Source organism: Syntrophorhabdaceae bacterium, assembly GCA_028698615.1.
Taxonomy (GTDB): Bacteria; Desulfobacterota; Syntrophorhabdia; order Syntrophorhabdales; family Syntrophorhabdaceae; genus Delta-02.
Genome location: JAQVWF010000011.1, coordinates 58,070 through 79,279, shown reverse-complemented (window position 1 = coordinate 79,279; position 21,210 = coordinate 58,070). Strand labels below are relative to the sequence as shown.

General features: G+C 54.3%; 21 protein-coding genes. 10 read left to right on the top strand and 11 right to left on the bottom strand.

Going from position 1 to position 21,210, the window contains the following annotated elements; all coding sequences use genetic code 11:
• The 7 genes from PHC90_06215 to acs form a co-directional block, all read right to left on the bottom strand.
• Positions 1 to 113: GTP-binding protein (locus PHC90_06215; GenBank protein MDD3845941.1), on the bottom strand; the 113-nt coding region annotated here is incomplete at its 3' end.
• On the bottom strand, positions 106 to 2,184 hold the full coding sequence (gene fusA / locus PHC90_06210) for an elongation factor G (protein MDD3845940.1): 2,079 nt from the start codon (positions 2,182 to 2,184) through the stop codon (positions 106 to 108). The genes fusA and PHC90_06215, both read right to left, overlap by 8 nt.
• 10 nt (positions 2,185 to 2,194) lie before the next feature.
• Positions 2,195 to 2,665, bottom strand: a complete 471-nt coding sequence (gene rpsG / locus PHC90_06205) for a 30S ribosomal protein S7 (protein ID MDD3845939.1) — start codon at positions 2,663 to 2,665, stop codon at positions 2,195 to 2,197.
• A gap of 16 nt (positions 2,666 to 2,681) precedes the next feature.
• The gene (rpsL, locus tag PHC90_06200) at positions 2,682 to 3,056 is read right to left on the bottom strand and encodes a 30S ribosomal protein S12 (protein ID MDD3845938.1); all 375 of its coding nucleotides are present in this window, start codon (positions 3,054 to 3,056) and stop codon (positions 2,682 to 2,684) included.
• A 429-nt stretch (positions 3,057 to 3,485) separates the two neighbouring features.
• Positions 3,486 to 4,784: an OFA family MFS transporter gene (locus tag PHC90_06195; GenBank protein MDD3845937.1), complete on the bottom strand. Its 1,299-nt coding sequence runs from the start codon at positions 4,782 to 4,784 to the stop codon at positions 3,486 to 3,488.
• Positions 4,785 to 5,005: 221 nt separating this feature from the next.
• Complete coding sequence (locus PHC90_06190) at positions 5,006 to 5,974, bottom strand: hypothetical protein (GenBank protein ID MDD3845936.1); 969 nt, start codon at positions 5,972 to 5,974, stop codon at positions 5,006 to 5,008.
• A 75-nt stretch (positions 5,975 to 6,049) separates the two neighbouring features.
• Positions 6,050 to 8,038 carry an acetate--CoA ligase gene (gene acs / locus PHC90_06185; protein ID MDD3845935.1) on the bottom strand — a complete coding sequence of 663 codons (1,989 nt, stop codon included), beginning with the start codon at positions 8,036 to 8,038 and terminating at the stop codon, positions 6,050 to 6,052.
• 236 nt (positions 8,039 to 8,274) lie between these two features.
• Here acs and PHC90_06180 point away from each other — a divergent pair, with 236 nt between their 5' ends.
• Positions 8,275 to 8,859 carry a carbonic anhydrase gene (locus PHC90_06180; protein MDD3845934.1) on the top strand — a complete coding sequence of 195 codons (585 nt, stop codon included), beginning with the start codon at positions 8,275 to 8,277 and terminating at the stop codon, positions 8,857 to 8,859.
• Positions 8,860 to 8,874: 15 nt separating this feature from the next.
• On the opposite strand, the gene lgt is transcribed toward PHC90_06180, so the two are convergent.
• From lgt to PHC90_06165, 3 genes are all read right to left on the bottom strand, one after another.
• Positions 8,875 to 9,672: a prolipoprotein diacylglyceryl transferase gene (gene lgt / locus PHC90_06175; GenBank protein MDD3845933.1), complete on the bottom strand. Its 798-nt coding sequence runs from the start codon at positions 9,670 to 9,672 to the stop codon at positions 8,875 to 8,877.
• Between the two features lie 172 nt (positions 9,673 to 9,844).
• Positions 9,845 to 10,462 carry an HAD hydrolase-like protein gene (locus tag PHC90_06170; GenBank protein MDD3845932.1) on the bottom strand — a complete coding sequence of 206 codons (618 nt, stop codon included), beginning with the start codon at positions 10,460 to 10,462 and terminating at the stop codon, positions 9,845 to 9,847.
• Positions 10,455 to 11,081: a hypothetical protein gene (locus PHC90_06165; protein MDD3845931.1), complete on the bottom strand. Its 627-nt coding sequence runs from the start codon at positions 11,079 to 11,081 to the stop codon at positions 10,455 to 10,457. Before PHC90_06165 ends, PHC90_06170 begins: the two co-directional genes overlap by 8 nt.
• A 178-nt stretch (positions 11,082 to 11,259) precedes the next feature.
• On the opposite strand from PHC90_06165, the gene PHC90_06160 reads away from it, so the two are divergent.
• Both PHC90_06160 and PHC90_06155 read left to right on the top strand, forming a co-directional pair.
• Positions 11,260 to 12,249 (top strand): L,D-transpeptidase family protein, encoded by a 990-nt coding sequence (locus PHC90_06160; GenBank protein ID MDD3845930.1) that lies wholly within the window; start codon positions 11,260 to 11,262, stop codon positions 12,247 to 12,249.
• A gap of 187 nt (positions 12,250 to 12,436) precedes the next feature.
• Positions 12,437 to 14,164, top strand: coding sequence for an ATPase, T2SS/T4P/T4SS family (locus PHC90_06155; protein ID MDD3845929.1), 1,728 nt, complete (start codon positions 12,437 to 12,439; stop codon positions 14,162 to 14,164).
• Between the two features lie 17 nt (positions 14,165 to 14,181).
• On the opposite strand, the gene greA is transcribed toward PHC90_06155, so the two are convergent.
• Positions 14,182 to 14,646 carry a transcription elongation factor GreA gene (gene greA, locus PHC90_06150; GenBank protein ID MDD3845928.1) on the bottom strand — a complete coding sequence of 155 codons (465 nt, stop codon included), beginning with the start codon at positions 14,644 to 14,646 and terminating at the stop codon, positions 14,182 to 14,184.
• Between the two features lie 220 nt (positions 14,647 to 14,866).
• Between greA and mraZ the strand changes: the two genes are divergently transcribed.
• The 7 genes from mraZ to mraY are packed head-to-tail and all read left to right on the top strand — an operon-like array spanning position 14,867 to position 21,209.
• Positions 14,867 to 15,307 carry a division/cell wall cluster transcriptional repressor MraZ gene (mraZ, locus tag PHC90_06145; GenBank protein ID MDD3845927.1) on the top strand — a complete coding sequence of 147 codons (441 nt, stop codon included), beginning with the start codon at positions 14,867 to 14,869 and terminating at the stop codon, positions 15,305 to 15,307.
• Positions 15,304 to 16,173, top strand: coding sequence for a 16S rRNA (cytosine(1402)-N(4))-methyltransferase RsmH (rsmH, locus tag PHC90_06140; protein MDD3845926.1), 870 nt, complete (start codon positions 15,304 to 15,306; stop codon positions 16,171 to 16,173). Before mraZ ends, rsmH begins: the two co-directional genes overlap by 4 nt.
• 10 nt (positions 16,174 to 16,183) lie before the next feature.
• Positions 16,184 to 16,495, top strand: coding sequence for a hypothetical protein (locus PHC90_06135; GenBank protein ID MDD3845925.1), 312 nt, complete (start codon positions 16,184 to 16,186; stop codon positions 16,493 to 16,495).
• Positions 16,492 to 17,340 (top strand): PASTA domain-containing protein, encoded by an 849-nt coding sequence (locus tag PHC90_06130; GenBank protein MDD3845924.1) that lies wholly within the window; start codon positions 16,492 to 16,494, stop codon positions 17,338 to 17,340. Before PHC90_06135 ends, PHC90_06130 begins: the two co-directional genes overlap by 4 nt.
• Entirely contained in the window at positions 17,337 to 18,788 is a 1,452-nt protein-coding gene (locus tag PHC90_06125; protein ID MDD3845923.1) for a UDP-N-acetylmuramoyl-L-alanyl-D-glutamate--2,6-diaminopimelate ligase, read from the top strand. The genes PHC90_06130 and PHC90_06125 overlap by 4 nt, the downstream gene beginning before the upstream one ends.
• The gene (locus PHC90_06120) at positions 18,775 to 20,133 is read left to right on the top strand and encodes a UDP-N-acetylmuramoyl-tripeptide--D-alanyl-D-alanine ligase (protein ID MDD3845922.1); all 1,359 of its coding nucleotides are present in this window, start codon (positions 18,775 to 18,777) and stop codon (positions 20,131 to 20,133) included. The genes PHC90_06125 and PHC90_06120 overlap by 14 nt, the downstream gene beginning before the upstream one ends.
• On the top strand, positions 20,133 to 21,209 hold the full coding sequence (gene mraY / locus PHC90_06115; protein ID MDD3845921.1) for a phospho-N-acetylmuramoyl-pentapeptide-transferase: 1,077 nt from the start codon (positions 20,133 to 20,135) through the stop codon (positions 21,207 to 21,209). Before PHC90_06120 ends, mraY begins: the two co-directional genes overlap by 1 nt.
• Position 21,210 lies beyond the last annotated feature (1 nt).

Here is a 21,210-nt window from a genome sequence, read left to right as displayed (position 1 = left end):
TGGGAAAGACACCGGGTAATGGCACTCGTCAGGGTGGTCTTCCCGTGATCTATATGTCCGATGGTTCCTATGTTCACATGTGGTTTCGTCCGTTCAAACTTTTTCTTACCCATAGAGGACCTCCGTGGCAAATTTATCTTTTCTTTTTAAATTCTCTAATATGTTGGATGGTACGGGATGGTAATGAAAGAATTCCATATTGGAGTAACCGCGTCCCTGCGTCAAAGACCTCAGCTGCGTGGTGTAGCCGAACATCTCATCAAGGGGTATATGGGAAAGGATATGTTTGAATCCGTTGCGCTCCCCCACTTCGAGTACCCTGCCCCTGCGGGACGTGGCGTCTCCGATCACGGAACCCATCGACTCCTGCGGGCAATGGATGTCGACCTTCATGATGGGTTCGAGAACCACGGGGTTCGCCTTCAATACCGCCTCTTTCACCGCGATGGATCCTGCAAGCTTGAATGCCAGCTCCGAGGAATCGACATCATGGAAGGAACCGTCGGTGAGCTCCACTTTAATGTTAATAAGAGGATATCCAAGGTACACCCCTTTTTCGAGCGCTTCCCTGATGCCCGTCTCGATGCTGCCTATGTATTCTCTTGGTATAGCTCCGCCCACAATCTTGTTCTCGAAAACAAAATCAGCTCCGTCATGGGGCGCTATATTGATGACCACATGGCCGTACTGACCCCGGCCGCCTGACTGCTTTATATATTTTCCAACAGCCGAGGCCGCCCTGGTGATGGTCTCACGATAGGCAACCTGCGGCGGCGAGGTGACCATCTCGAGGTTATGCTCTCTCTTCGCCCTGTCCATGACGATCTCAAGATGGAGCTCGCCCATCCCTGACAGGATAACTTCGCCTGTTTCTGCGTCAAGCTTGACGGTCAGTGACGGATCCTCAACGGTATACTTGTTGAACACCAGCCACATCTTTTTCAAATCGTCCTTTTTCTTGGGTGTGATGGCACAGGACAAAACAGGTGAAGGGATCTCGATGGTCTCGAAAACGACGTCGTGACCCCCGGATACAAGGGTATCGCCCGTAACGGCGCCCTTCAATCCCACGATGGCGCAAATGTCGCCCGCACTGACCTTTTTCACGTCCTCGCGTTTGTTCGCATGAAGTCTCAGGATCCTTCCTACGCGCTCGGTCTTGTCCCGTGAAATGTTCGTTATGGTCTCGCCTGTACTGAGTTCACCGGAATAGACCCGGATGTAGCTCAAGTGCCCGACGAAGGGATCCGTCATGATCTTGAAGACGAGGGCGCTCATGGGTTCCTCTGCGACGCCTTTGAGGCTCTTCTCTTCCCCTTCTGCCGTCCAGCACTGATATGGTGAAACATCATCCGGTGAAGGCAGATAGTCGACGATGGCGTCCAGCAGCGGCTGTATGCCTTTATTCTTGAAGGCGCTGCCGCACAGGACGGGCAGGATCTTTCCTTCCAGCGTCCCCTTCCTGATCACGTTCCTGATCACGTCGTTACTGATGTGCCCGCCGTCAAGGTACTGTGCCATGAGGTTGTCATCGATCTCCGACAGGGTTTCGAGCATTGTCTCCCTGAGAGCACGGACCTTGTCTTTGTACTCCTCGGGAACGTCCTCGTCGGCGCAGTCGAGACCCAGACGATCCTTATCGTACCTGTTCATTTTCTCTGCAATGATGTCTATGACCCCGATAAACTCGTCACCGTTCTTGAGAGGTATCTGAAGCGTAAGCGGGTTTGCCTTCAGGATCTCGCGCATCATGTCGGTGCATTTTTCAAAGTCCGAGCCCGGTCTGTCCATCTTGTTGATGAAGCCTATGCGGGGTACGCCGTACCGGTCCGCCTGTCTCCAGACTGTCTCCGACTGAGGCTCCACGCCTTCGACCCCCGAAAAAAGGGCGACCGCTCCATCAAGGACACGAAGCGACCTGCCGACCTCGATGGTGAAGTCTATGTGTCCCGGTGTATCGATAATATTGACCCGATGGTCCCGCCAGAAGCAGGTGGTTGCGGCGGAGGTGATAGTAATTCCGCGCTCTTTTTCCTGTTCCATCCAGTCCATCGTTGCCGCACCATCGTCAACCTCACCAATCCTATTGTTGACGCCGGTATAAAAGAGGATCCGCTCCGTTGCAGTCGTCTTGCCCGCATCGATGTGCGCCATGATCCCCACATTTCTTACTCGATTGTTCATTATAGACCTGCTACCACCTGTAGTGGGCGAACGCCTTGTTGGCTTCTGCCATCTTGTGGGTATCTTCTCTCTTCTTGACCGCGCTTCCCTTATTGTTGTAGGCATCGATCAACTCGCCCGCGAGCCTTTCCATCATCGACTTCTCTGAACGCGCCCGCGAGTAACGGATAAGCCATCGTATGCCGAGAGAGAGCTTTCTGTTGAGCCTGACTTCTACAGGTACCTGGTAGGTGGCGCCGCCGACACGTCTCGCCTTGACCTCGATCTCCGGCTTGATATTGTCGAGGGCCTTGTGAAAAACCTTGAGACCTTCTTCTTTCAGTCGTTCCTCGATAAGGGTTATGGCACCGTACACGATCCCCGACGCTGTGCTTTTCTTGCCGTCGAGCATTACACAGTTGATAAGCCTCTGAACCATCATGTCGTTATACTTTGGATCGGGTGTTTTTTCCCGTTTCGATATGTGTCCTTTGCGTGGCATTTCTTATGCTCCCTATTTATTGTTTCGGTTTCTTTGCCCCATACTTGGACCTGCTCTTCTTCCTGTTCGCAACACCGCTGGCATCGAGAGACCCTCTGATTATATGGTACCTCACGCCGGGCAAGTCTTTTACCCTGCCGCCCCTGATCAGCACCACAGAGTGTTCCTGAAGGTTGTGACCAATGCCGGGGATGTACGTTGTGACCTCGATACTGTTCGTAAGCCTCACACGGGCGACCTTCCTCAATGCCGAGTTCGGTTTTTTGGGTGTCGTCGTATAAACCCTCACGCAAACTCCCCTCTTCTGAGGGCAGTTTGTCAGGGCGGGAGATGAGCTCTTCTTTTTGACGGCTTCTCTCCCAAGCCTCACTAATTGGTTAATAGTAGGCATCAATACCTCCAAAAAAATTATCCCTTGTTACAAAGGGATATGGGTCATAAATGGCGCAAAAAGCAGTGCTATATTAAACGATTACCCCTTCTATGTCAAGAGCTTTTTTGCGCATTATCAGGAAATAACCGCCCTTCCGAGGACTCTCTTATCTGACGAAAATCGCCAAAATGTCCACATTTTGCCCCCAGATTTCCTCATATATTTGTAACGTGTCGATATCATGAAACAAAAAATGGAAATCTTTTTTCAGCGCTCTGGGAGGGTCTCACTTCTTTTCAATTACAAAGCATGCTGCAGACAATACAGTGCCCTTTCATCAACAGCCATACAGCAAGGCCGGCGGGCCCTCCCTGGAAGAACATTTATAAGAAAAGGCGCCGATACGCCCGGCGCCTTTTCTTTATCTGCACTATTTCCCTTCCGGTTCTATGCCTTCTTCGGTGTCTTCTGGAGCAGCGTGACAAATGCGCCCGCGAAACATGCCACTCCGGCGATCATCAGAGGAGTGATCCACACTGACGGGTCAGTGCTCCCCTTGGCTGCGTCTTTGAAGAACCCGGCTATCTGCGGGCCAAGAACACCCGCAATACCGTAGGACACAAACACATATCCATAATTGAGCCCAACATTCTTGTTTCCAAAGTAGTCAGCCGTAATTGCAGGAAAGAGAGCAAAGTTCCCGCCAAAATTGAAGCCGATGATGCATGCGCCTATGATAAGTGTCGTAGCGGTACCGCTCATCTTGTAGAAAAGGAACATGATGATGCCCTGAAACAGACACATCAGGAAGATGGACGTCTTTCTGCCGATCTTGTCTGAGACTGTTCCCCACACGATACGGCCCAGCCCATTCAATATCGCATACCACGCCATGGCTGTACCGGCAACACCGCGCGCGACATCCTTTGCCACCCCGTTCGCGCTGAGCGCGTCCATGCCGAGCAGGGCAATGCAGGAGATAACCATGAGTCCCGCCATCGACGAGAACAGAAATGTGAACCACGTCATGTAGAACTGCGGTTTTTTCATCATTTCACCGGGCATGAAATCGACCATTCCCGAGGCCGAGCCACCCGCTGTGGGCTCCGGCGGCTTCCATCCCGCAGGAGCGTAACCGGCGGGAGGATCGATCATGACAAAGCTCCCCAGGAAAACAAGGACGAAAAAGATGACGCCGTAAAGGAGGAAGACGCTCTGAACCCCACCGAGACCGAAGAAATCAAGCCTGTCAAGGAGGCGGAACCAGCTACCCGCCGATTTGACCCACAATGTCGCACCAAAACCGAAGCCAGCCACCGCAAGACCCGTTACCAAACCCTTCTTGTCGGGAAACCACTTGACGCCAACGGCGATGGGAACGACATAACCAAGACCAATGCCGACACCGCCAATCAACCCTATGAAGACGAGCTGACTCAAGAAAGTGCTCCCGAACAAACCACCGAGGACATACCCGCCGCCAAGAACAATTGCGCTTGCAATTGACAGTTTCCTTGGCCCGACCTTTACCATCATTCTTCCTGACACAATAATGGTAAAGGCAAAGATAAGTATGCCGACTGAAAAGATCCATGCGGCCTGAGTTGCGCTGAACCCGTACTTACCCGCCTGGTCGACCAGTTTTGGGGTAAACACAGACCACGCATATATCGCCCCGAGGCATAATTGCATCAGGATGGCGCCTATGACCACAAGCCAACGATTCATTACCTTTTGATCTGACATCTTTACAACCTCCCCTTCCCAGTTTTGTTTTTGTTAATTCTTACAATTATTGAATGTTTTGCATTTTCCCCAAGACAAAGAACAAGCGAAATAATTATATAACTTGCCCATGGTTGTCAAATAAAAAACTCCCTTCGCCGCATGTGACGTGGAGCCGACAACTCCCGTCTATCCACTGCTGAAATTCCAGACCTTCCGCACGAAAAGTGGACCTGAACTTCCTAAACCCTTTTTGCCATGATGAGGTACTCATACTCGTAAAGGTCGCCAACAAAATGGCAGACCACCTCTTCCCTGTCGCTGTAAAAACCCCTTGTCGCAAGAACGGCCTTTAATCCTTCGGTGATGTTGGGAACGATGTAATCGGCAAAGGGGCCGCGATAGGTCCTGTAGCCGTGGTATTCCGCTATTCCCTGCAGATAGGAGAATCTGATGGTGTATTCGTCGTGTCCCTTAAGAGGGATGCGGCGCGGATTTCCGTCTGAGGCGATGGTAATGAACGGCCCCAGCGCTGGAGGGACCACCGCCTCGCAACTGTGTTCGCCGATAAAGATATATGGTATCCCCGACAAACAAAGCTTCTCGACCATCTCCATTGCTCCAAGATTAAAATTGAAGGTCGCGGCAGGTCTTTCAAGACCGTACGTGTCGAAGAAGCGCCGCACCTTTGCAATCACGTCATCAACCTCCCCGGCGCCCCTTTCGAGAATCGGATGTTCGATATCCAGGGCCGTTGGAAAGTCCCCCAGATTCTCGTTCAGAATCGCCAGCTCGTGGCGCTGAAAAATGGCGGAGTCCGTTTCGAGGGCATCTTCGAGCAGATAGGACACCTCATGCCCGGTCAGAGTTTCCCTCTGTTTCTCCAGCAGCGTCGGTGAGATATCGACCATGCAGGGACGCAACCTGGGATTCCTCGAGAGGAAATCCTTCATGAGATAACCGTAACCGCCCCCAATCTCCAAAATAGCTGCCATCCGCTCAAGAGGAACGAAGCGACGGAGATGGTCAAAGAGAAGGTGCCCGTAGGATGCGTTGTGCTTGAGTATACGTCGTATCGGGGTGTCGGCGGGATAAAGGGAATTACACACAGTCAATTCCCAGCCAAGGGTCTCGAGATCTTCCCTGTGATACGTGTCGGTCGTACTCAGCCGGCAGCGGCTGCCGCCGGATGGTGAACCCGTGCTATCCATGAAGCAACCTCACATAAAGAAGCCCCCGGGGAGATCCCGGGGGCTTTGCATTGCCTTTCAAAAGGCGGGCCGGTCTTACTGCCTGCCCTTTACGATGTCATCGACAACTGACGGATCGGCAAGGGTCGTAGTGTCGCCAAGCTGATCGAGCTCGCCGGAGGCGACCTTTCTCAGGATCCTTCTCATGATCTTGCCGGAGCGTGTCTTCGGCAGACCGGGTACGAACTGGATCTTGCCCGGTGATGCTATGGGGCCGATCTCTTTTCTTACGTGGGCAACGAGCTCTTTCTTCAGAGCATCCGAACCCTCTACGCCTGTTTTCAGAATGACGTATGCATAGAGGTCTTCGCCCTTGACTTCGTGCGGGAAGCCGACGACGGCCGATTCCGCAACTGCCGTGTTGAATGAATTCAGGGCCGCCTCAACCTCCGCGGTACCCATTCTATGGCCGGAAACGTTGACAACGTCATCGATACGGCCCATAAGTCTGAAGTAGCCATTCTCATCCTTTAATGCACCGTCACCGGAGAAGTAGAAACCCGGCTGCTGTACAAAATAGGTATTGAAGAACCTTTCGGGCTCCCCGAAAACGCCCCTCATCATGCCAGGCCATGACCTGCCGATGCAGAGTTCGCCCTGCTCGTTCACGGGCGCATCAACTGCGGGTTTGCTGGGGTCGGGCCTTGACTGAAGCGTGCGGGCGTCAACACCAAAGAACGGAAGTGTTGCGTAACCCGGTTTTCCCGGCCATGCGCCAGGAAGAGAGGTGATGAGGATGCCGCCTGTCTCTGTCTGCCACCAGGTATCCGCGATGGGGCACTTTTCTCCGCCGATGTATTTGTTGTACCAGAGCCATGCTTCGGGGTTGATGGGCTCGCCGACGGAACCGAGGAGTCTCAATGAGGACAGGTTCCTTCCCTGCGGCCACTTCTCGCCTTCTTTCATGAGTGCCCTGATTGCTGTCGGAGCGGTGTAGAAGATGCTGACTTTGAATTTCTCGACGATCTGCCAGAACCTGTCGGGGTTCGGGAATGTCGGGACTGACTCGAAAACTATGGAGGTTGCGCCGTTGCACATAGGTCCATAAACGATGTAGGTGTGACCCGTTACCCAACCGATGTCTGCGGTGCAGAAGAATACATCTTTGTCTTTATAGTCAAAGATGTATTTGAATGTTGAATACGCAAAGACCATGTAGCCGCCGACGGTGTGGAGAACGCCCTTCGGCTTGCCTGTTGAACCTGAGGTATAGAGGATGAAGAGCGGATCTTCCGCGTCCATCATCTCGGCGGGGCAATTGTCGGTGATGTCTGCCGCTGCCAGTTCGTCCTCAAACCAGGTGTCCCTGCCGGCCTTCATCGGTACTTCAAACTTCTCGAGTCTCTTTACGACAACAACCTTATCCACCGTGTGGCCCTGGGCTGCGCAGAGGTCGCAAGCGATGTCAGCGTTTGCCTTGGAGCTCACGTTCTTGCCTGAACGCCAGTAGCCGTTCGTGGTGATGAGCAGTTTTGCGCCGGCGTCGAGGATCCTGTCGCGGAGCGCCTCAGCGGAGAAACCGCCGAAAACGATCGTGTGGACAGCGCCAATCCTTGCGCATGCAAGCATCGCAACGGGAAGCTGCCAGATCATGGGAAGATAAATGGCAATCCTGTCGCCCTTGCGGACGCCCTTTTTCTTCAATACGTTGGCGAATTTCGATACGAGGGAAAGCATTTCCTTGTAGGTAAGTTTTACGACATCGTCTTCCGGTTCGCCCTGGAACAGGATGGCGACCTTATCTCCCTTGCCTTTCTCGACCTGGTAGTCAAGGCAGTTGTAAGAGATGTTGGTCTTGCCGCCGACGAACCACTCCACTTCGCCCTTGGCAAATTCTTCCCTGTTGACCTTCAGCCACGGCTTGAACCAGTGAAGCTCTTTCGCAATGCCGCCCCAAAAGGTCTCGGGGTCCTGAACTGACTGTTTCCACATCTTCTCATATTCGTCGCGGCTCTTTACATACGCCTGATCGACAAACTCCTTAAGGGGTGGATACAATCTGGTGTCTTCTGTTGCGTCTGCCATACATAACCTCCTTATTGATTTTAAATGAAGCTGTCCGTATTCAGCTTAAGCTACCCGTATTTAGCTTATTGAACAGACTATTTTAAACGTGCAGGGTAGTGATGTCAATAAAATTTTGTTAATCTTTTCACAATACTTGTGGCCCAATGACCGCTTGAAGCGAAGGCAGGCTTTAGGCTTGATGAACGGGAACAAATCCATTATGATACTTTTTAAAAAACCAGGGGGAACTACTAATGGTCAAGGATTCCGGCATCAATGAGGCGCTGCAAAACCTTCTCGACGGAAACAAGCGATTCGCCGCAATGAAACAGACGCATCCCAACCAGGACAGGGCCCGCCGCGACGACGTGAAAGGCGGTCAGAAACCCTTCGCCGTTGTCGTGGGATGCTCCGACTCCCGCATTCCTCCCGAGATCCTCTTCGATCAGGGCATCGGCGACCTCTTTATCATCAGGCTCGCCGGGAATATTGTCGACGATATGGCGCTGGGAAGCGTCGAATATGCCGTCGACCATCTGGGAACCCCGCTGGTTGTCGTCCTGGGCCACTCCAAATGCGGAGCCGTCACGGCGACAGCAAAGGGAGGCGAAGCTCACGGCCACATCGGCGGCATCGTAAAGCTCATCGCCCCCGCAGTAAACAACGTTAAGAACCAACCGGGCGACCTCGTCGACAACGCCATCAAGGAAAACGCCAGGCTCGTCGCCGCAGCCATCGCGTCATCAAAACCGGTCCTCGGGAAGATGGTTGAGGAGGGAAAGATAGCCGTCATCCCGGCATACTACGACATCGACACGGGACTGGTGGAAATGCTCTAGAGACGATCTCAGGTTTCAACTGTTCTTTCGTCTTTCTACCCACGGCAAGACACAGAACTTCAGTCCCATGCCGATGAAGACCATTATGAGGCTCAGGACCTGGCCCATGCTGAAGGGACCGAGAACAAACCCCAACTGGGTGTCGGGAAGCCTGAAGAATTCGCAGAAGGTCCTGAACGCACCATACAAAATGAGAAAGAGCGCGGCAACATCGCCATCGCGTTTCTTCCTGTCCTTGTAGAACCAGAGGATGACGAAAAGGAGAAGGCCTTCGAAAAAAGCCTCGTAGAGCTGCGAAGGATGGCGCGGCACCGGCCCCCCCTGGGGGAAGACCATTGCCCAGGGAACATCTGCCGGCTTGCCGAAGAGTTCGCCGTTGATGAAGTTTCCCAGCCGTCCGAAGCAGATCCCGATGGGTGCCGTAGGGATGATAAGATCGGCGGTGGCTGAGACGGGGAGCTTCTTCCTGACCATAATAATGACTCCGGCGATAAAGGTCCCCGCCAGGCCTCCGTGGAATGACATGCCTCCATGCCAGACCATGAATATCTCGAGAGGGTTCTCGATATAGAAGCCAGGATTATAAATGACGGCATATCCCAGCCGGGCTCCGACAATAAGCCCTATAATAAGGTAGAAGAACAGGTCGTCCACCGCTTCCCTGGGAATCCCGGGCTTCCTGTTGCCCCGCAGCTGATAGATGGTCAACCCATACGCAGCGAGAAAACCAAGGATATACATAAGCCCATACCAGCGCATGGAGAGTGGGCCAATCTTGAAGATAACGGGGTCAATATTGGGAAAGGAAAGCATAGCTGATTCCGGCCTCCAGAGTCCGATGGAACAGATTAACCAACGACCAGGCGCCAATAAACTGTTCTTCTTGTTCTCACGGCTGTCCTTGTCTCGTCATTGGCTATTTTCATTTTGGGTCAGTATCATTTATCTGGTTATTGTGATCTGGCCATCGGTTATTGTCTTTACTCTATACACAATTCTCACGTATCACCTTCCAGATGTCGGCGGCCTCTTTGAAGACGATGCCCGGGATGCCATAGCCGGCGGCGGCCGTTATGTACTCGGGAATGTCATCGATATAGAGCACTTCGTTCCGCTCCACAGACCTTGTTTCAAATATCGTGCTATAGATCTTTTCCTTGGGTTTTTTCGCACCCACCTCAAAGGAGAGTATCCATTCATCGAAGTGATGGATAATGGGGTATCTCTCCATAACATAGGAAAAATGAAGCTCATTGGTGTTGCTCAGAAGGACGATGGGGTATCCTTTCCGCTTGAGGTAAAGGATGATCTCGCTCACCGCCGGGTCTTCCTGAAATATGTCGTTCCAGATATCCTTGAACCCCTCGGATTCCAGTTCAAGCTTGTACTTCTCCTTGAGTTTTTTGAAAAACTCCTTCGAAGATATGAGGCCTTCCTCGTAGGCGTTCACAAAACCCTTCTGATGGTCGAAGAGGTACCGGAAGAGGTCATCGGGGGTAAAGCGGTCCTTGATGAGGGAGGTTTCGTGGAGCTTTGCGGCTATCTGATGATGTTCAAAAGGAAGGATCACGTTCCCCAGATCAAAAACAAAGAGCTTAATCATAGGGAAATATCTTCACGGGATGGAATTTGGCATAAAGGGCAAGGGGGTCTTTCAGGTGCTGCCAGCCTGCTATATGAAGGAACCGTCTGCCCCTGAAGCGCTTCATGAGCAATCCGATGCCACGGCACATGAACCTGTCGCGAAGCGCCATTTCATCGGTGTATGAAAAAGCGGTAACACCCGACCGAAAATAGAGGTCTGCCAGGACCGCTTCCATTCCGCCCCTTTCCGGCGCTTTCCCGGAAACCCTTTTCTCGATATTCTCCCGGCTCGTCAGCTCGTCCATGGCCCGAAGCCTCGTATACGAAAAAAGGTCCATGTCGACGGGATAAAGGCAGGCATCATTGCACCTGCAATAATTGTCGGCTATCGCAAACTCGCGGGGTATGTCGACGTAGGCATAGAGGTCTTCGAAGTCGCCGGGCTGGCACGCATACCCCTCGGATCGCAGGGCATACAGGGCATCGTCGATCTTTTTCCGGTAGACCTCGCCCATCTCCCGCCGGAAGGCAAGGCCGTAGGGGGAAAGCTCCAGTGTGACCACCCCGGGCACCAGTGCTTCGATCCATTTCCCGAGAAGCTCTTCGTTACGCTTGTCCCGGTGGATAATACCAAGCATGAAAAATGAACCCCCGGGGACTTCGTCGTGAGCGCGCGCCATGGCTAAATTAACGCACGACCCCACGGGCGTTTCAAGAGAAATGTTGAAGCCCCGTTCATGTCGTCCTCACTTTTTCTGTTGTCAATTTTCCCCATGTATAATAGAATAGGCTCCTGTTATACTTATGAAAACGCTAATGAAAACAGTGCTCTTTCTAATTTGTCTTCTCTGGGCCGGGCAGGCTCTGGCAGCTGACATCATCATAGGCGGCGATGTGACCCACACCGTCGGCAAGGGTGACAATCTCTACCGCCTGGGTGCCAGGTACGGGGTTTTCTGGAAGAACATCGCCCGGGACAATGGCCTCGATGAGAAACAGCCGCTCGTCGAGGGCGCCGTTCTTAAGCTCAACACACGCAAGATCGTGCCCCGAGTGATCGACAACGGCATCATCGTCAACATACCCGACAGAACGCTCTATTTCTTCCAGGGAAGACAATTGATGGCCCTTCCCGTCGGGTTGGGCGCCATCTTCGAGAATGACTACAGCGACTGGAAAACACCGGAAGGCAAGTTCCGCATAACAGGCAAAAGGAAGGACCCGACCTGGTATGTGCCGGAGTCGATCCAGATTGAATACGCATTGAAGGGCAAACCCGTCGAAGAGTCCGTTCCCCCCGGCCCGAAGAACCCGTTGGGAAGATACGCCATAAAAACATCCCTTCCGGCGGTCCTGATCCACGAGACCATCTGGCCGGGAAGCGTCTATCGCTACATGAGCCATGGATGCATACGAATGCTCCGGGAACATATGGAGCGCCTGTTCCCGCTTGTGGAGATAAACATGGAGGGGGAGATCATCTACGAACCCGTGAAGATCGCAAGGACCGACGACGGCAGGACCTACGTGGAGATCCGCACCGATGTCTACAAGAAACATCGCTCCATTAAGGGCCACATAACAAAACTGCTCGAAACCCGCGGCGTTGCAGACAAGGTCGACTGGCAAAAAATAGACAGGCTCATCAAGGAGGAATCGGGAGTGGCCGAGGATGTGACGCTTGGACTGCCCGGGAACTCCTCTCTGAATGGAACAGTGCCAAAGCTCGGCTTTACCAATCGCATCATCGATTACTTCAAGGAAAGGTTCAAGACAACGGAGCAGGCAAGCAACCCGAAACACTGACGAAGCATGGCCGGGCTTTTTCGAACATCGACGGGGCCGAGAAAACGAAGCCCTTCCTTCAAGGGCCATGGGGCTTGTCCGTCGGGCAGGTTTTAGTCTTTCATTCTTTGCCCCTGAAGCCCGGAACCTGGAACTTGAAACGGGTTTTAGATTTGCCATTATTCCCTTTTTTTCTTACAATACACGCATGACGACACGATTGAAGAAGGATTCTCCCGACGGCAGGCTGGCAGCCTTTCTGACAGACCAGCGCCTTATCTCGCAGGAACAGCTCGACAAGGCCCTGGAGGTTCTGAAAACCCGGGGAGGCTACCTCAGCGAGGTCCTGGTAAGCAAGGGGCTCATCGCCGAGGACGATGTGTCCTTCGCCCTGTCACAGGAATTCGATGTCCCTCTCCTGTCGTCACATAATGGTTCCATGAGGCCGTCCGACGAAGAGGACCTCAGGAAGCTCATACCGAAGCAGTTCGCCCTGAGGAACGTCATTCTTCCCCTCTCCCGCGAAGATAACGTCTTTACCTGCGTCATGTTCAATCCCCTCGACGTCATGCTCATTGACGAACTGAGGAAGATCACCGGCTGTCACGTCACCACCGTAGTGGCGACCAAATCGGATATACTCCGCTCCATAGAGGAATTCTACGACACAACGTCGATCGCCCAAAGATCCCAGCACCACTCCAATATCGTCAAAGGCCTCGAATTGAAATCGCCCGATTCCCGGGACGATTCGATCGGCATCGAGAGCATCGTCGAACGTGCAAAGGCGGCGCCGGTGGTGAAGCTCGTTGACCTCATGCTGTGGCAGGCCATCGACAAGCGCGCCTCTGACATCCATATCGAGCCCTTCGAGAACCACATCTCCCTGAGGTATCGCATTGATGGCAAGCTCTACGAAATGTCGCCGCCCGCGAAGCATCTTCACCTCCCCATCGTCTCCCGGATCAAGATCCTCTCGGGCCTCGACATCTCGGAGAAACGACTCCCCCAGGACGGGACCTTCATGGTAAAACTGAAGGACCGCACAATCGATCTTCGTATCTCCGTGATACCTACCATCTATGGCGAAAAGGTCGTATTGCGTATACTCGACAGGACGGGCGTTGTTTTCGAGCTCGCAGAAATGGGCTTCGAAGAGCAGGATCTCATAAAGCTGCGGTCGGCGATCTTCAGCCCCTACGGGGTTGTCTTCCTCACCGGGCCCACGGGCAGCGGCAAATCGACAACCCTTTATGCCATCCTGCAGGAGATCAAGTCGTCGGAAAAGAACATCCTTACCGTGGAGGACCCCGTTGAATACCGGCTGGCGGGGATCAACCAGGTGCAGGTCAAGCCGGAGATCGGCCTTACCTTCGCCTCGGCCCTGAGAAGTTTCCTGCGCCAGGATCCCGACATAATGCTCGTCGGCGAAGTCCGCGACCTCGAGACGGCGGAGATTTGCGTCCGCTCGGCGCTCACGGGCCACCTCGTGCTCTCCACGCTCCATACCAATGATGCGCCGTCGGCGGTAACGAGGCTTATCGATATCGGGGTCGAGCCCTTCCTTCTTGCACCGACGATCCTTGCGGTGGTCGGTCAAAGGCTTGTGCGGAAACTCTGTCCTGAATGCAAAGAGGAATACAGGCCCGACATAAAAGAGCTTGGCTCCGTGAGACTCAACGCCGAGACGATCTACCGGGCCAAGGGATGCCCTGCCTGCAACAACACCGGGTACCGGGGAAGGACCCTCATCGCGGAGATCATGTCCTCGTCAAAGGACCTGAAATCCCTCATCACACACAACGTCTCCTACCAGAACATGCGCGAGACGGCCCGAAAACTGGGCATGAACACCCTCTACGAATCGGGTCTGAAAAAAGTGGAAAAAGGAATAACAAGCCTCGAGGAAGTAATGAGCGTAACCTTCGGAATCTAAAAGACTGTTTCAGATTTCTAGTCTACTTTCACTATCTCGTAGGTCCGTTTGCCGCCGGGCGCGTTGAAGTTCACTTCGTCGCCGACGCATTTGCCCATGAGGGCCCTGCCCAGGGGGGAGGTTATTGATATGGTGCTCTTCTTTATGTCCGATTCGTAGGGACCGACGACCCTGTAGAGCGATTCTTCGTCGGTATCCATATTGACGAGAGTCACCGTGCAGCCGAACCCGACCGTCTCGCCGTCGCCTTTCTTCACGTCGACGATCTCCGAATTTCTCAGCTGTTCCTCGATCTCGGCAACTCTCTGCTGAAGAAACTGAAATTCTTCCCTGGCGGCATCGTATTCGGCATTCTCCGAAAGATCGCCATGCTCCCGCGCTTCCTCGATGGCCTTGAGGATCTGCGGCCGTTTCACGCTGAGCATGTTCTCATGCTCCTTCTTCAATCCTTCATAGCCTTCCCGGGTAATAGGTGCTTTCATTAGCGCTCCGATGAATATGTGACGGATTAAAAGACTACCTGAGGCGGGGCAAATTATCAACAGATTTGTGTCAGCATCTGCTTTGACTCCTCTGACGCTCTCATGGCCGGGTTGTCAAAAGAAGCCCGGGACGGGCCGAATAGAGGAAAAAAACCTTGACAAGATATGGAGTTACAAGTATAAATGACTAAAGTGGTAAAAGGTGTAAAAAGGTGGGAGATTGTTCGCAGGACGGTACGAATACTCGATCGATGACAAGAGCAGGGTAAGTATCCCGGCCAAATTCAGGGAGGCCCTTGCACAGAACCACGATCTTCGGCTCATCCTCACCAACCTGGACGGCTGCATAGTCGCCTATCCTTACCAGGAGTGGCTGGGCATCCAGGACAAGGTCTCCGCCGCAGGCCCGATTCGAAAAGAGGCGCGCGCTTTTCTGCGCTATTTCTACTCCGGGGCATCGGAGTGCCCCATCGACAAGCTGGGGAGGATACTCATCCCCCAGGCACTGAAGACGGATGCGCATATCCAGAAGAACGTCGTCATTATCGGGGTAGGGAAGAAGATAGAGGTCTGGGCAAAAGAAAAATGGGAGGAACTGGTAAAACTGGCGACCGCCGACCCCGATCAGATCGCTGATATCGTATCGGAACTCGGTCTTTGAGCGGCCAGGAGCATATAGCCGTTCTTCCCAAGGAAGTACTTGAAAACCTGATCAGCACCGGATGCAAGGTCTTCGTTGATGCCACCGTTGGCGGAGCAGGACATTCCATCGGCTTGTTGGACGGAAACAAACAATTACATATTGTTGGTATTGATAGAGATCAGGAAGCACTCGACCGGGCTCAGAGGACCCTCAAAGGGTATAGCGACCGGGTAACACTGCTGAGGGGAAACTTCAGGGACTTGAAGGAAATGCTGCAGGAGGCCGGGGTGGTGTCCATAGACGGCATCCTCTTCGACCTCGGCATATCAAGTTACCAGCTGGCCGCGGGCCGGGGTTTCAGCTTCAACGATGACGAGGAACTCGACATGAGAATGGATATCAGGGACGTCCTCACGGCATACGAGATCGTCAACTCCTACCGACAGGACGAGATTGCCCGGATTCTTTATGAATACGGGGAAGAATGGCAATCGCGCAGGATAGCCAAGGCCATCTTCGACAGGCGCAAGAAGGGCAGGATCCGCACGGCGCGGGAGCTCGCCGACACCGTTCTCGCCGTCAAGAAAAAAACGGGCCGGATACACCCGGCGACGAAGACCTTCCAGGCATTGAGGATTGCAGTCAACGACGAACTCGCAAGCCTCTCAAGGGGGATGGACGCCGCGGTGGACCTCCTCTCCCGTGGCGGCCGGATAGGAGTAATAACATTCCATTCCCTTGAAGACAGGATGGTCAAACAACGTTTTCGCAGCGATGATGCGCTGACGGTGCTGACCCGCAAGGCCATCAGGCCGGGGATCGAGGAGATAAGAAACAACCCGCGTTCGCGAAGCGCCAAGCTTCGTGTTGCAGAAAAAATTTGATGGGGGCCTTATGGCGAGAACAAGGAAAATATACATCGAGTCTTCGGGGGACACGCTGTTCTCGAGCGCCCGCCCGCTCCTTTTCCTGGGGTTCATCGTGGTCTTCGTTCTCGTTGTCAGCTTCCTCCTCGTTAACGCTCATGATCGTGCGCGGCAGGACCTCATTGAAACGCTCACGCTGGAGCGTGAATTGAGGCAGACCCATCAGAAACTGAAATCGGAAATGGCAGGCGTTACGCAATCGAGACTGCTCGCGCTCAAAGCAAAGGAGCGTCTGGGGCTTACAAAACCAAAAGAGGAAGAGGTTCTCGTTTTGAAATGAACAAACAGGCGATCAGGAAAGCCTTTTTCGTGTGCGCATCCATCGGGCTCGTGTACGCCGCGCTGGCTTTCAACATTCAAGACAGGTTTTCCATGAAAAGGACCTACCAGACATCCGTGAAGAAAGCTCCCAAAAGCCTGAACGTCGCCGTGCCCGGGCCGGACAACGAACCGTCCCGGCAGGCACCGATCATTGCCGGTAACCAGCCTTCCATTGAACCGTCCCTCCTTATCGCTCTTCCCATCATCGCCTATTCGATCAGGGAAGGACTCATCGAACGGGAGGGCATGATCCTCGTCAAAAGGACGGACGATCCCTCGTCGGTCTATCTCAAGAAGCCTCTCGACATCCTGAAAGACAAGGACAGTGAAGGTTTGAGGACCCTGACCCGCATTATCGGCAAGAAGAACATAGAGGCCTTTCTGAGCCAAGAAGGGGTGAAGCTTCCCGACAGGTCCCTGCCTTTCGATGCGCTGGCCGGTACCGGCTACAGTATCGACAGCGAGGTCCTCGTTGCACTCTACAACAAGTACGTGGGGGCCGGATTCGATCCGCTGATCCCTTTCGCCGCGGGCGGGTTCGAGGTATCACGAAAGGGCCGCGGGTTCGAGATCGGCAAAATCCGGAAGGAAAAACAGGCGCAGGCCGTGCGGAACGGCGCCGCGTGGATAATGCCGGACCTCTCCGGCCTTTCGATGAAGGCGGCCCTCGACAGGATCTCTGCGAAAGGACAGGCAATAAAGATATACGGGTCCGGGGTCGTCGCCAGCCAGTACCCCAACCCGCAGGAAAAGGTCGAGAAGGAGACCCGGTGCATTCTCTACGGGAGGACATACCAGAAGTGAGACTGAGCGAACTCATACGGGGCATGACAAGAACCGCTGTCCGCGGGGACACCTCCCTTGAGATAACGGGCGTCACGAAGGACTCCCGGAGCGTCTCCGAGGGGTCCCTCTTTTTCGTCACCGCCGCAAGCGGCGCATACATCGACGACGCCCTGAAAAACGGCGCACGGGCCGTGGTCACCGACGGTGATATCGATCGTCCCTTCGCATGCACCATTCGCGTCGGGGACGTCGCACGGGCCCTTGGTGAGGCCGCATCGAAGTTCTACGGCCGCCCTTCCCGGAAAATGCATGTCACGGGCATTACCGGGACAAACGGCAAGACGACGACGACCTTCCTTATCGAGTCCATCCTCGAGGCCGCGGGGAAGAAGCCCGCTGTCATCGGCACCATATCCTACCGTTACAACGGCAAGACGCTCAAGGCCCCCAACACCACCCCCGGCGCAAGCGAAACGAACGCTCTTCTTCGGGACATGCTGAACGCCGGTACGAGCCACGTGATCATGGAGGTCTCCTCTCATGCCCTCCACCAGGCACGTGTCGAAGACATCGATCTCGACGTCGCCGTATTCACAAACCTGACTCACGATCATCTCGATTATCACGGGGACTTCGAGAGCTACCGTGCCTCGAAAAGGCTTCTCTTCGAAGACTACCTCGCAAGAAGCAAGAAGAAGAAAAGATACGCCATAATGAATATCGACGATCCCTCGATACGGGAGTTCGCCGTCCCTTCACCGGTGACGATGTTCTCCTACAGCACGCGGGGTTTCGCGGATGCCTGCCTGTCGAGCTTTTCCGAAAGCATCGACGGCCTGACCCTCACCCTATCCCTACCGGGGAATAAGATCCCCATCGTCTCACCTTTAATCGGCATGTTCAATGCCTCCAACATTCTTGCCGCATCATTGTCAGGCCGCGTGACAGGCATATCGCCCCAGGCGATAAAAGAGGGTATCGAAAAACTGGGCGGCGTCCCGGGAAGGCTGGAACGAGTGGCGAACGACAGGGGCATCTCCGTCTTTGTCGATTACGCCCACACCCCCGACGCGCTCGAAAGCGTCCTTAACCTGCTGGGAAGACTCAAGAAGGGAAGGCTTATTGCGGTTTTTGGTTGTGGGGGCAACAGGGATGCCGCAAAAAGACCCCTTATGGGCGCCATCGCGGCGCGCACTGCCGACGTGGCGATCGTCACCTCCGATAATCCGCGCGACGAAGATCCGGTGCGGATCATCGGGGAGATCACACAGGGCTTCGACGGCAAACCGGTGCGGATCATCGAGGACCGGCGAGAAGCGATCTTTGAAAGCATCCGGATGGCAAAACCCGGCGACGTCGTGCTTGTGGCAGGCAAGGGACATGAGGATTATCAGATCATCGGCGGCACCACCCTTCACTTCAGCGACCGTGAAGTAATCGAGGAGTCTCTTCATGTGGCGACTTGAGGATATTGTGAAGGCAGTGGGAGGGACGGTCCTCAAGAAGGGAAAGGAGGTATTCACGGGTATCTCTACGGACTCCCGGACCATCGGGAACGGGGAGCTTTTCATCCCCATACTGGGCAAGTCTTTTGACGGTCATGCATTCATCCGTGCGGCGCTCAAGAGATCGGGCGGCGGAACGCTGTGCCGGAGCGACAGCCCCGTCCCGCTTGCCGACGCCGAAGGAACGGTCATCCTCGTGGAGGACACCAACCAGGCCCTTCTCGACCTGGCTTACTTCAAGAGAGGCACCCTCTCGGGCACCTTCATCTCCATCACCGGAAGCAACGGCAAGACGACAACGAAGGAGATCCTCGTTGCCATGATGAAGAAACGCTACGCCGTGCACTTCAACGAAAAGAACCTCAACAACCTCATCGGCGTGCCGATGAGCATTCTCTCCATTGACGGCGATCCCGACATATGCATCCTGGAACTTGGAACGAACACGCCCGGTGAGATACACAGGCTCGCAGTCATGACAGATCCCGATGTCTCCCTCATTACCAACGTGAACCCCTCCCACCTCGAGGGCCTCACGTCGCTCGAGGGCATCCTGGAGGAGAAGCTCGATCTTTTCCGGTTCACCAGGGAGGACGGAAAGATATTCGTGAACGTTGACGATCCCGGCATAAGCAGCCGCTGGCGCGACACGGGCCGGACGGCGGTCACATTCGGCATGGATAATGACGCGGACTTCCGCCTCGCCGTCGGAGAGGACCTGGGCTGGGAAGGCTCGGCGATCTCCATCACTTGCCCGGCGGGAAGCATCAAAGCACGGACGGGGCTTCTCGGCCGGCACAACCTTTACAATATTCTGGCCGCTGCCGCGATAGCATCGACCTTCGGGGTCGATGACCCGCTGATCGGAGAGGTCATAGAGGAATTCCGGTCATACGACAAGAGATTTCAGCCCACGAAGACCACGAAGGGGCATATCATCATCGACGACACGTACAATGCGAACCCTTCGTCCATGCAATGGGCCATAGGGACCCTTGCCGCTCTGCCGGCAGCGGGAAAGAAGGTGGCGGTCCTCGGGGGAATGAAGGAACTGGGAAACGAAAGCGCCCGCTACCACAGGGAGCTGGGGGCGTATATCAAGGAGGCGGGCATCGGGCTTGTCGTCCTTCTCGGTGAAGAGACGAAGAACACTCTCGAGGAGCTGCGCGGCACGGTGGCCGTGCATTTCGACGACAAGAAGGACCTCATCGGGTACGTGGCGTCGCACATAAGCGCGGGCGACACCATCCTGGTAAAAGGATCCCGGGCATTTGAGATGGAAGAGATCGTGGAGGCACTGAGGTAATGCTGTACTATTTCCTTTACCAGCTTCACCTGAAGGCGTCCGTATTCAACGTCTTCCGCTACATAACCTTCAGGACGGTCCTGTCCATACTCTCGGCGCTCATCATCAGTTTTATCCTTACACCCTACGTTATCAGGAAGTTCCATGACTGGAAGATCAGAAGCGGCAAGCGCGAGGACGTGCCGGACCGCCATGAGACCAAGAAGGAAACGCCGACGATGGGCGGGTTCGTCATTCTCATCGCCACCACGATACCGACTCTCCTCTGGGCGGACCTCGGCAACTACTACATATGGGTCGTCATCTTTTCTCTTCTCTCCTTCGGGGCCATCGGCTTCATGGACGACGTGCAGAAGCTGCGGGGTACAACGGGAAAGGGCATTTCGGGACGGACAAAGCTCTCGCTGCAGATCTTTTTCGGCCTCTGCATCGGCGCGCTCATATTCTTCAAGTACGGCTTCGTGACACAGCTCACGATACCCTTCTTCAAGAACATCCGGCCCGACCTGGGCGTCTTCTATATTGCCCTGTGCATCTTCATAATCGCCGGCACATCAAATGCCGTGAATCTCACGGACGGTCTTGACGGCCTCGCCATCGGCCCCGTCCTTACCGTCTGCTCCACCTTCATGCTCTTCTCCTATCTTGTGGGCAACGTTATATTTTCGCAATACCTCCAGATATTCTACGTTAAGGGAGCCGGAGAACTCACCATCCTGTGCGGGGCCATGCTCGGCGCGGGCATCGGATTTCTGTGGTACAACGCCCATCCGGCCGAGCTCTTCATGGGCGACACCGGGTCGCTTTCCCTGGGAGCGGCGCTCGCGACGATAGCCGTCATCATCAAGCAGGAATTCCTCCTCGTCATAGCCGGCGGGATCTTCGTCCTGGAAACGCTCTCCGTCATCATCCAGGTCTATTCCTTCAAACTGAGAGGGAAGAGGGTCTTCAGGATGGCGCCCATCCACCATCATTTTGAACTCAAGGGATGGAACGAGGAAAAGATAGTCGTACGCTTCTGGATCATCTCGGTGATCCTGGGGCTGCTGGCATTAAGTACGCTGAAATTGAGGTAAG

Bases quoted from the DNA above. Each gene is read 5' to 3' on its own strand.
- fusA (MDD3845940.1), bottom strand. From the start codon at position 2,184: ATGAACAATCGAGTAAGAAATGTGGGGATCATGGCGCACATCGATGCG.
- rpsG (MDD3845939.1), bottom strand. From the start codon at position 2,665: ATGCCACGCAAAGGACACATATCGAAACGGGAAAAAACACCCGATCCA.
- rpsL (MDD3845938.1), bottom strand. From the start codon at position 3,056: ATGCCTACTATTAACCAATTAGTGAGGCTTGGGAGAGAAGCCGTCAAA.
- PHC90_06195 (MDD3845937.1), bottom strand. From the start codon at position 4,784: ATGTCAGATCAAAAGGTAATGAATCGTTGGCTTGTGGTCATAGGCGCC.
- PHC90_06190 (MDD3845936.1), bottom strand. From the start codon at position 5,974: ATGGATAGCACGGGTTCACCATCCGGCGGCAGCCGCTGCCGGCTGAGT.
- acs (MDD3845935.1), bottom strand. From the start codon at position 8,038: ATGGCAGACGCAACAGAAGACACCAGATTGTATCCACCCCTTAAGGAG.
- PHC90_06180 (MDD3845934.1), top strand. From the start codon at position 8,275: ATGGTCAAGGATTCCGGCATCAATGAGGCGCTGCAAAACCTTCTCGAC.
- lgt (MDD3845933.1), bottom strand. From the start codon at position 9,672: ATGCTTTCCTTTCCCAATATTGACCCCGTTATCTTCAAGATTGGCCCA.
- PHC90_06170 (MDD3845932.1), bottom strand. From the start codon at position 10,462: ATGATTAAGCTCTTTGTTTTTGATCTGGGGAACGTGATCCTTCCTTTT.
- PHC90_06165 (MDD3845931.1), bottom strand. From the start codon at position 11,081: ATGCTTGGTATTATCCACCGGGACAAGCGTAACGAAGAGCTTCTCGGG.
- PHC90_06160 (MDD3845930.1), top strand. From the start codon at position 11,260: ATGAAAACAGTGCTCTTTCTAATTTGTCTTCTCTGGGCCGGGCAGGCT.
- PHC90_06155 (MDD3845929.1), top strand. From the start codon at position 12,437: ATGACGACACGATTGAAGAAGGATTCTCCCGACGGCAGGCTGGCAGCC.
- greA (MDD3845928.1), bottom strand. From the start codon at position 14,646: ATGAAAGCACCTATTACCCGGGAAGGCTATGAAGGATTGAAGAAGGAG.
- PHC90_06135 (MDD3845925.1), top strand. From the start codon at position 16,184: ATGGCGAGAACAAGGAAAATATACATCGAGTCTTCGGGGGACACGCTG.
- PHC90_06130 (MDD3845924.1), top strand. From the start codon at position 16,492: ATGAACAAACAGGCGATCAGGAAAGCCTTTTTCGTGTGCGCATCCATC.
- PHC90_06120 (MDD3845922.1), top strand. From the start codon at position 18,775: ATGTGGCGACTTGAGGATATTGTGAAGGCAGTGGGAGGGACGGTCCTC.
- mraY (MDD3845921.1), top strand. From the start codon at position 20,133: ATGCTGTACTATTTCCTTTACCAGCTTCACCTGAAGGCGTCCGTATTC.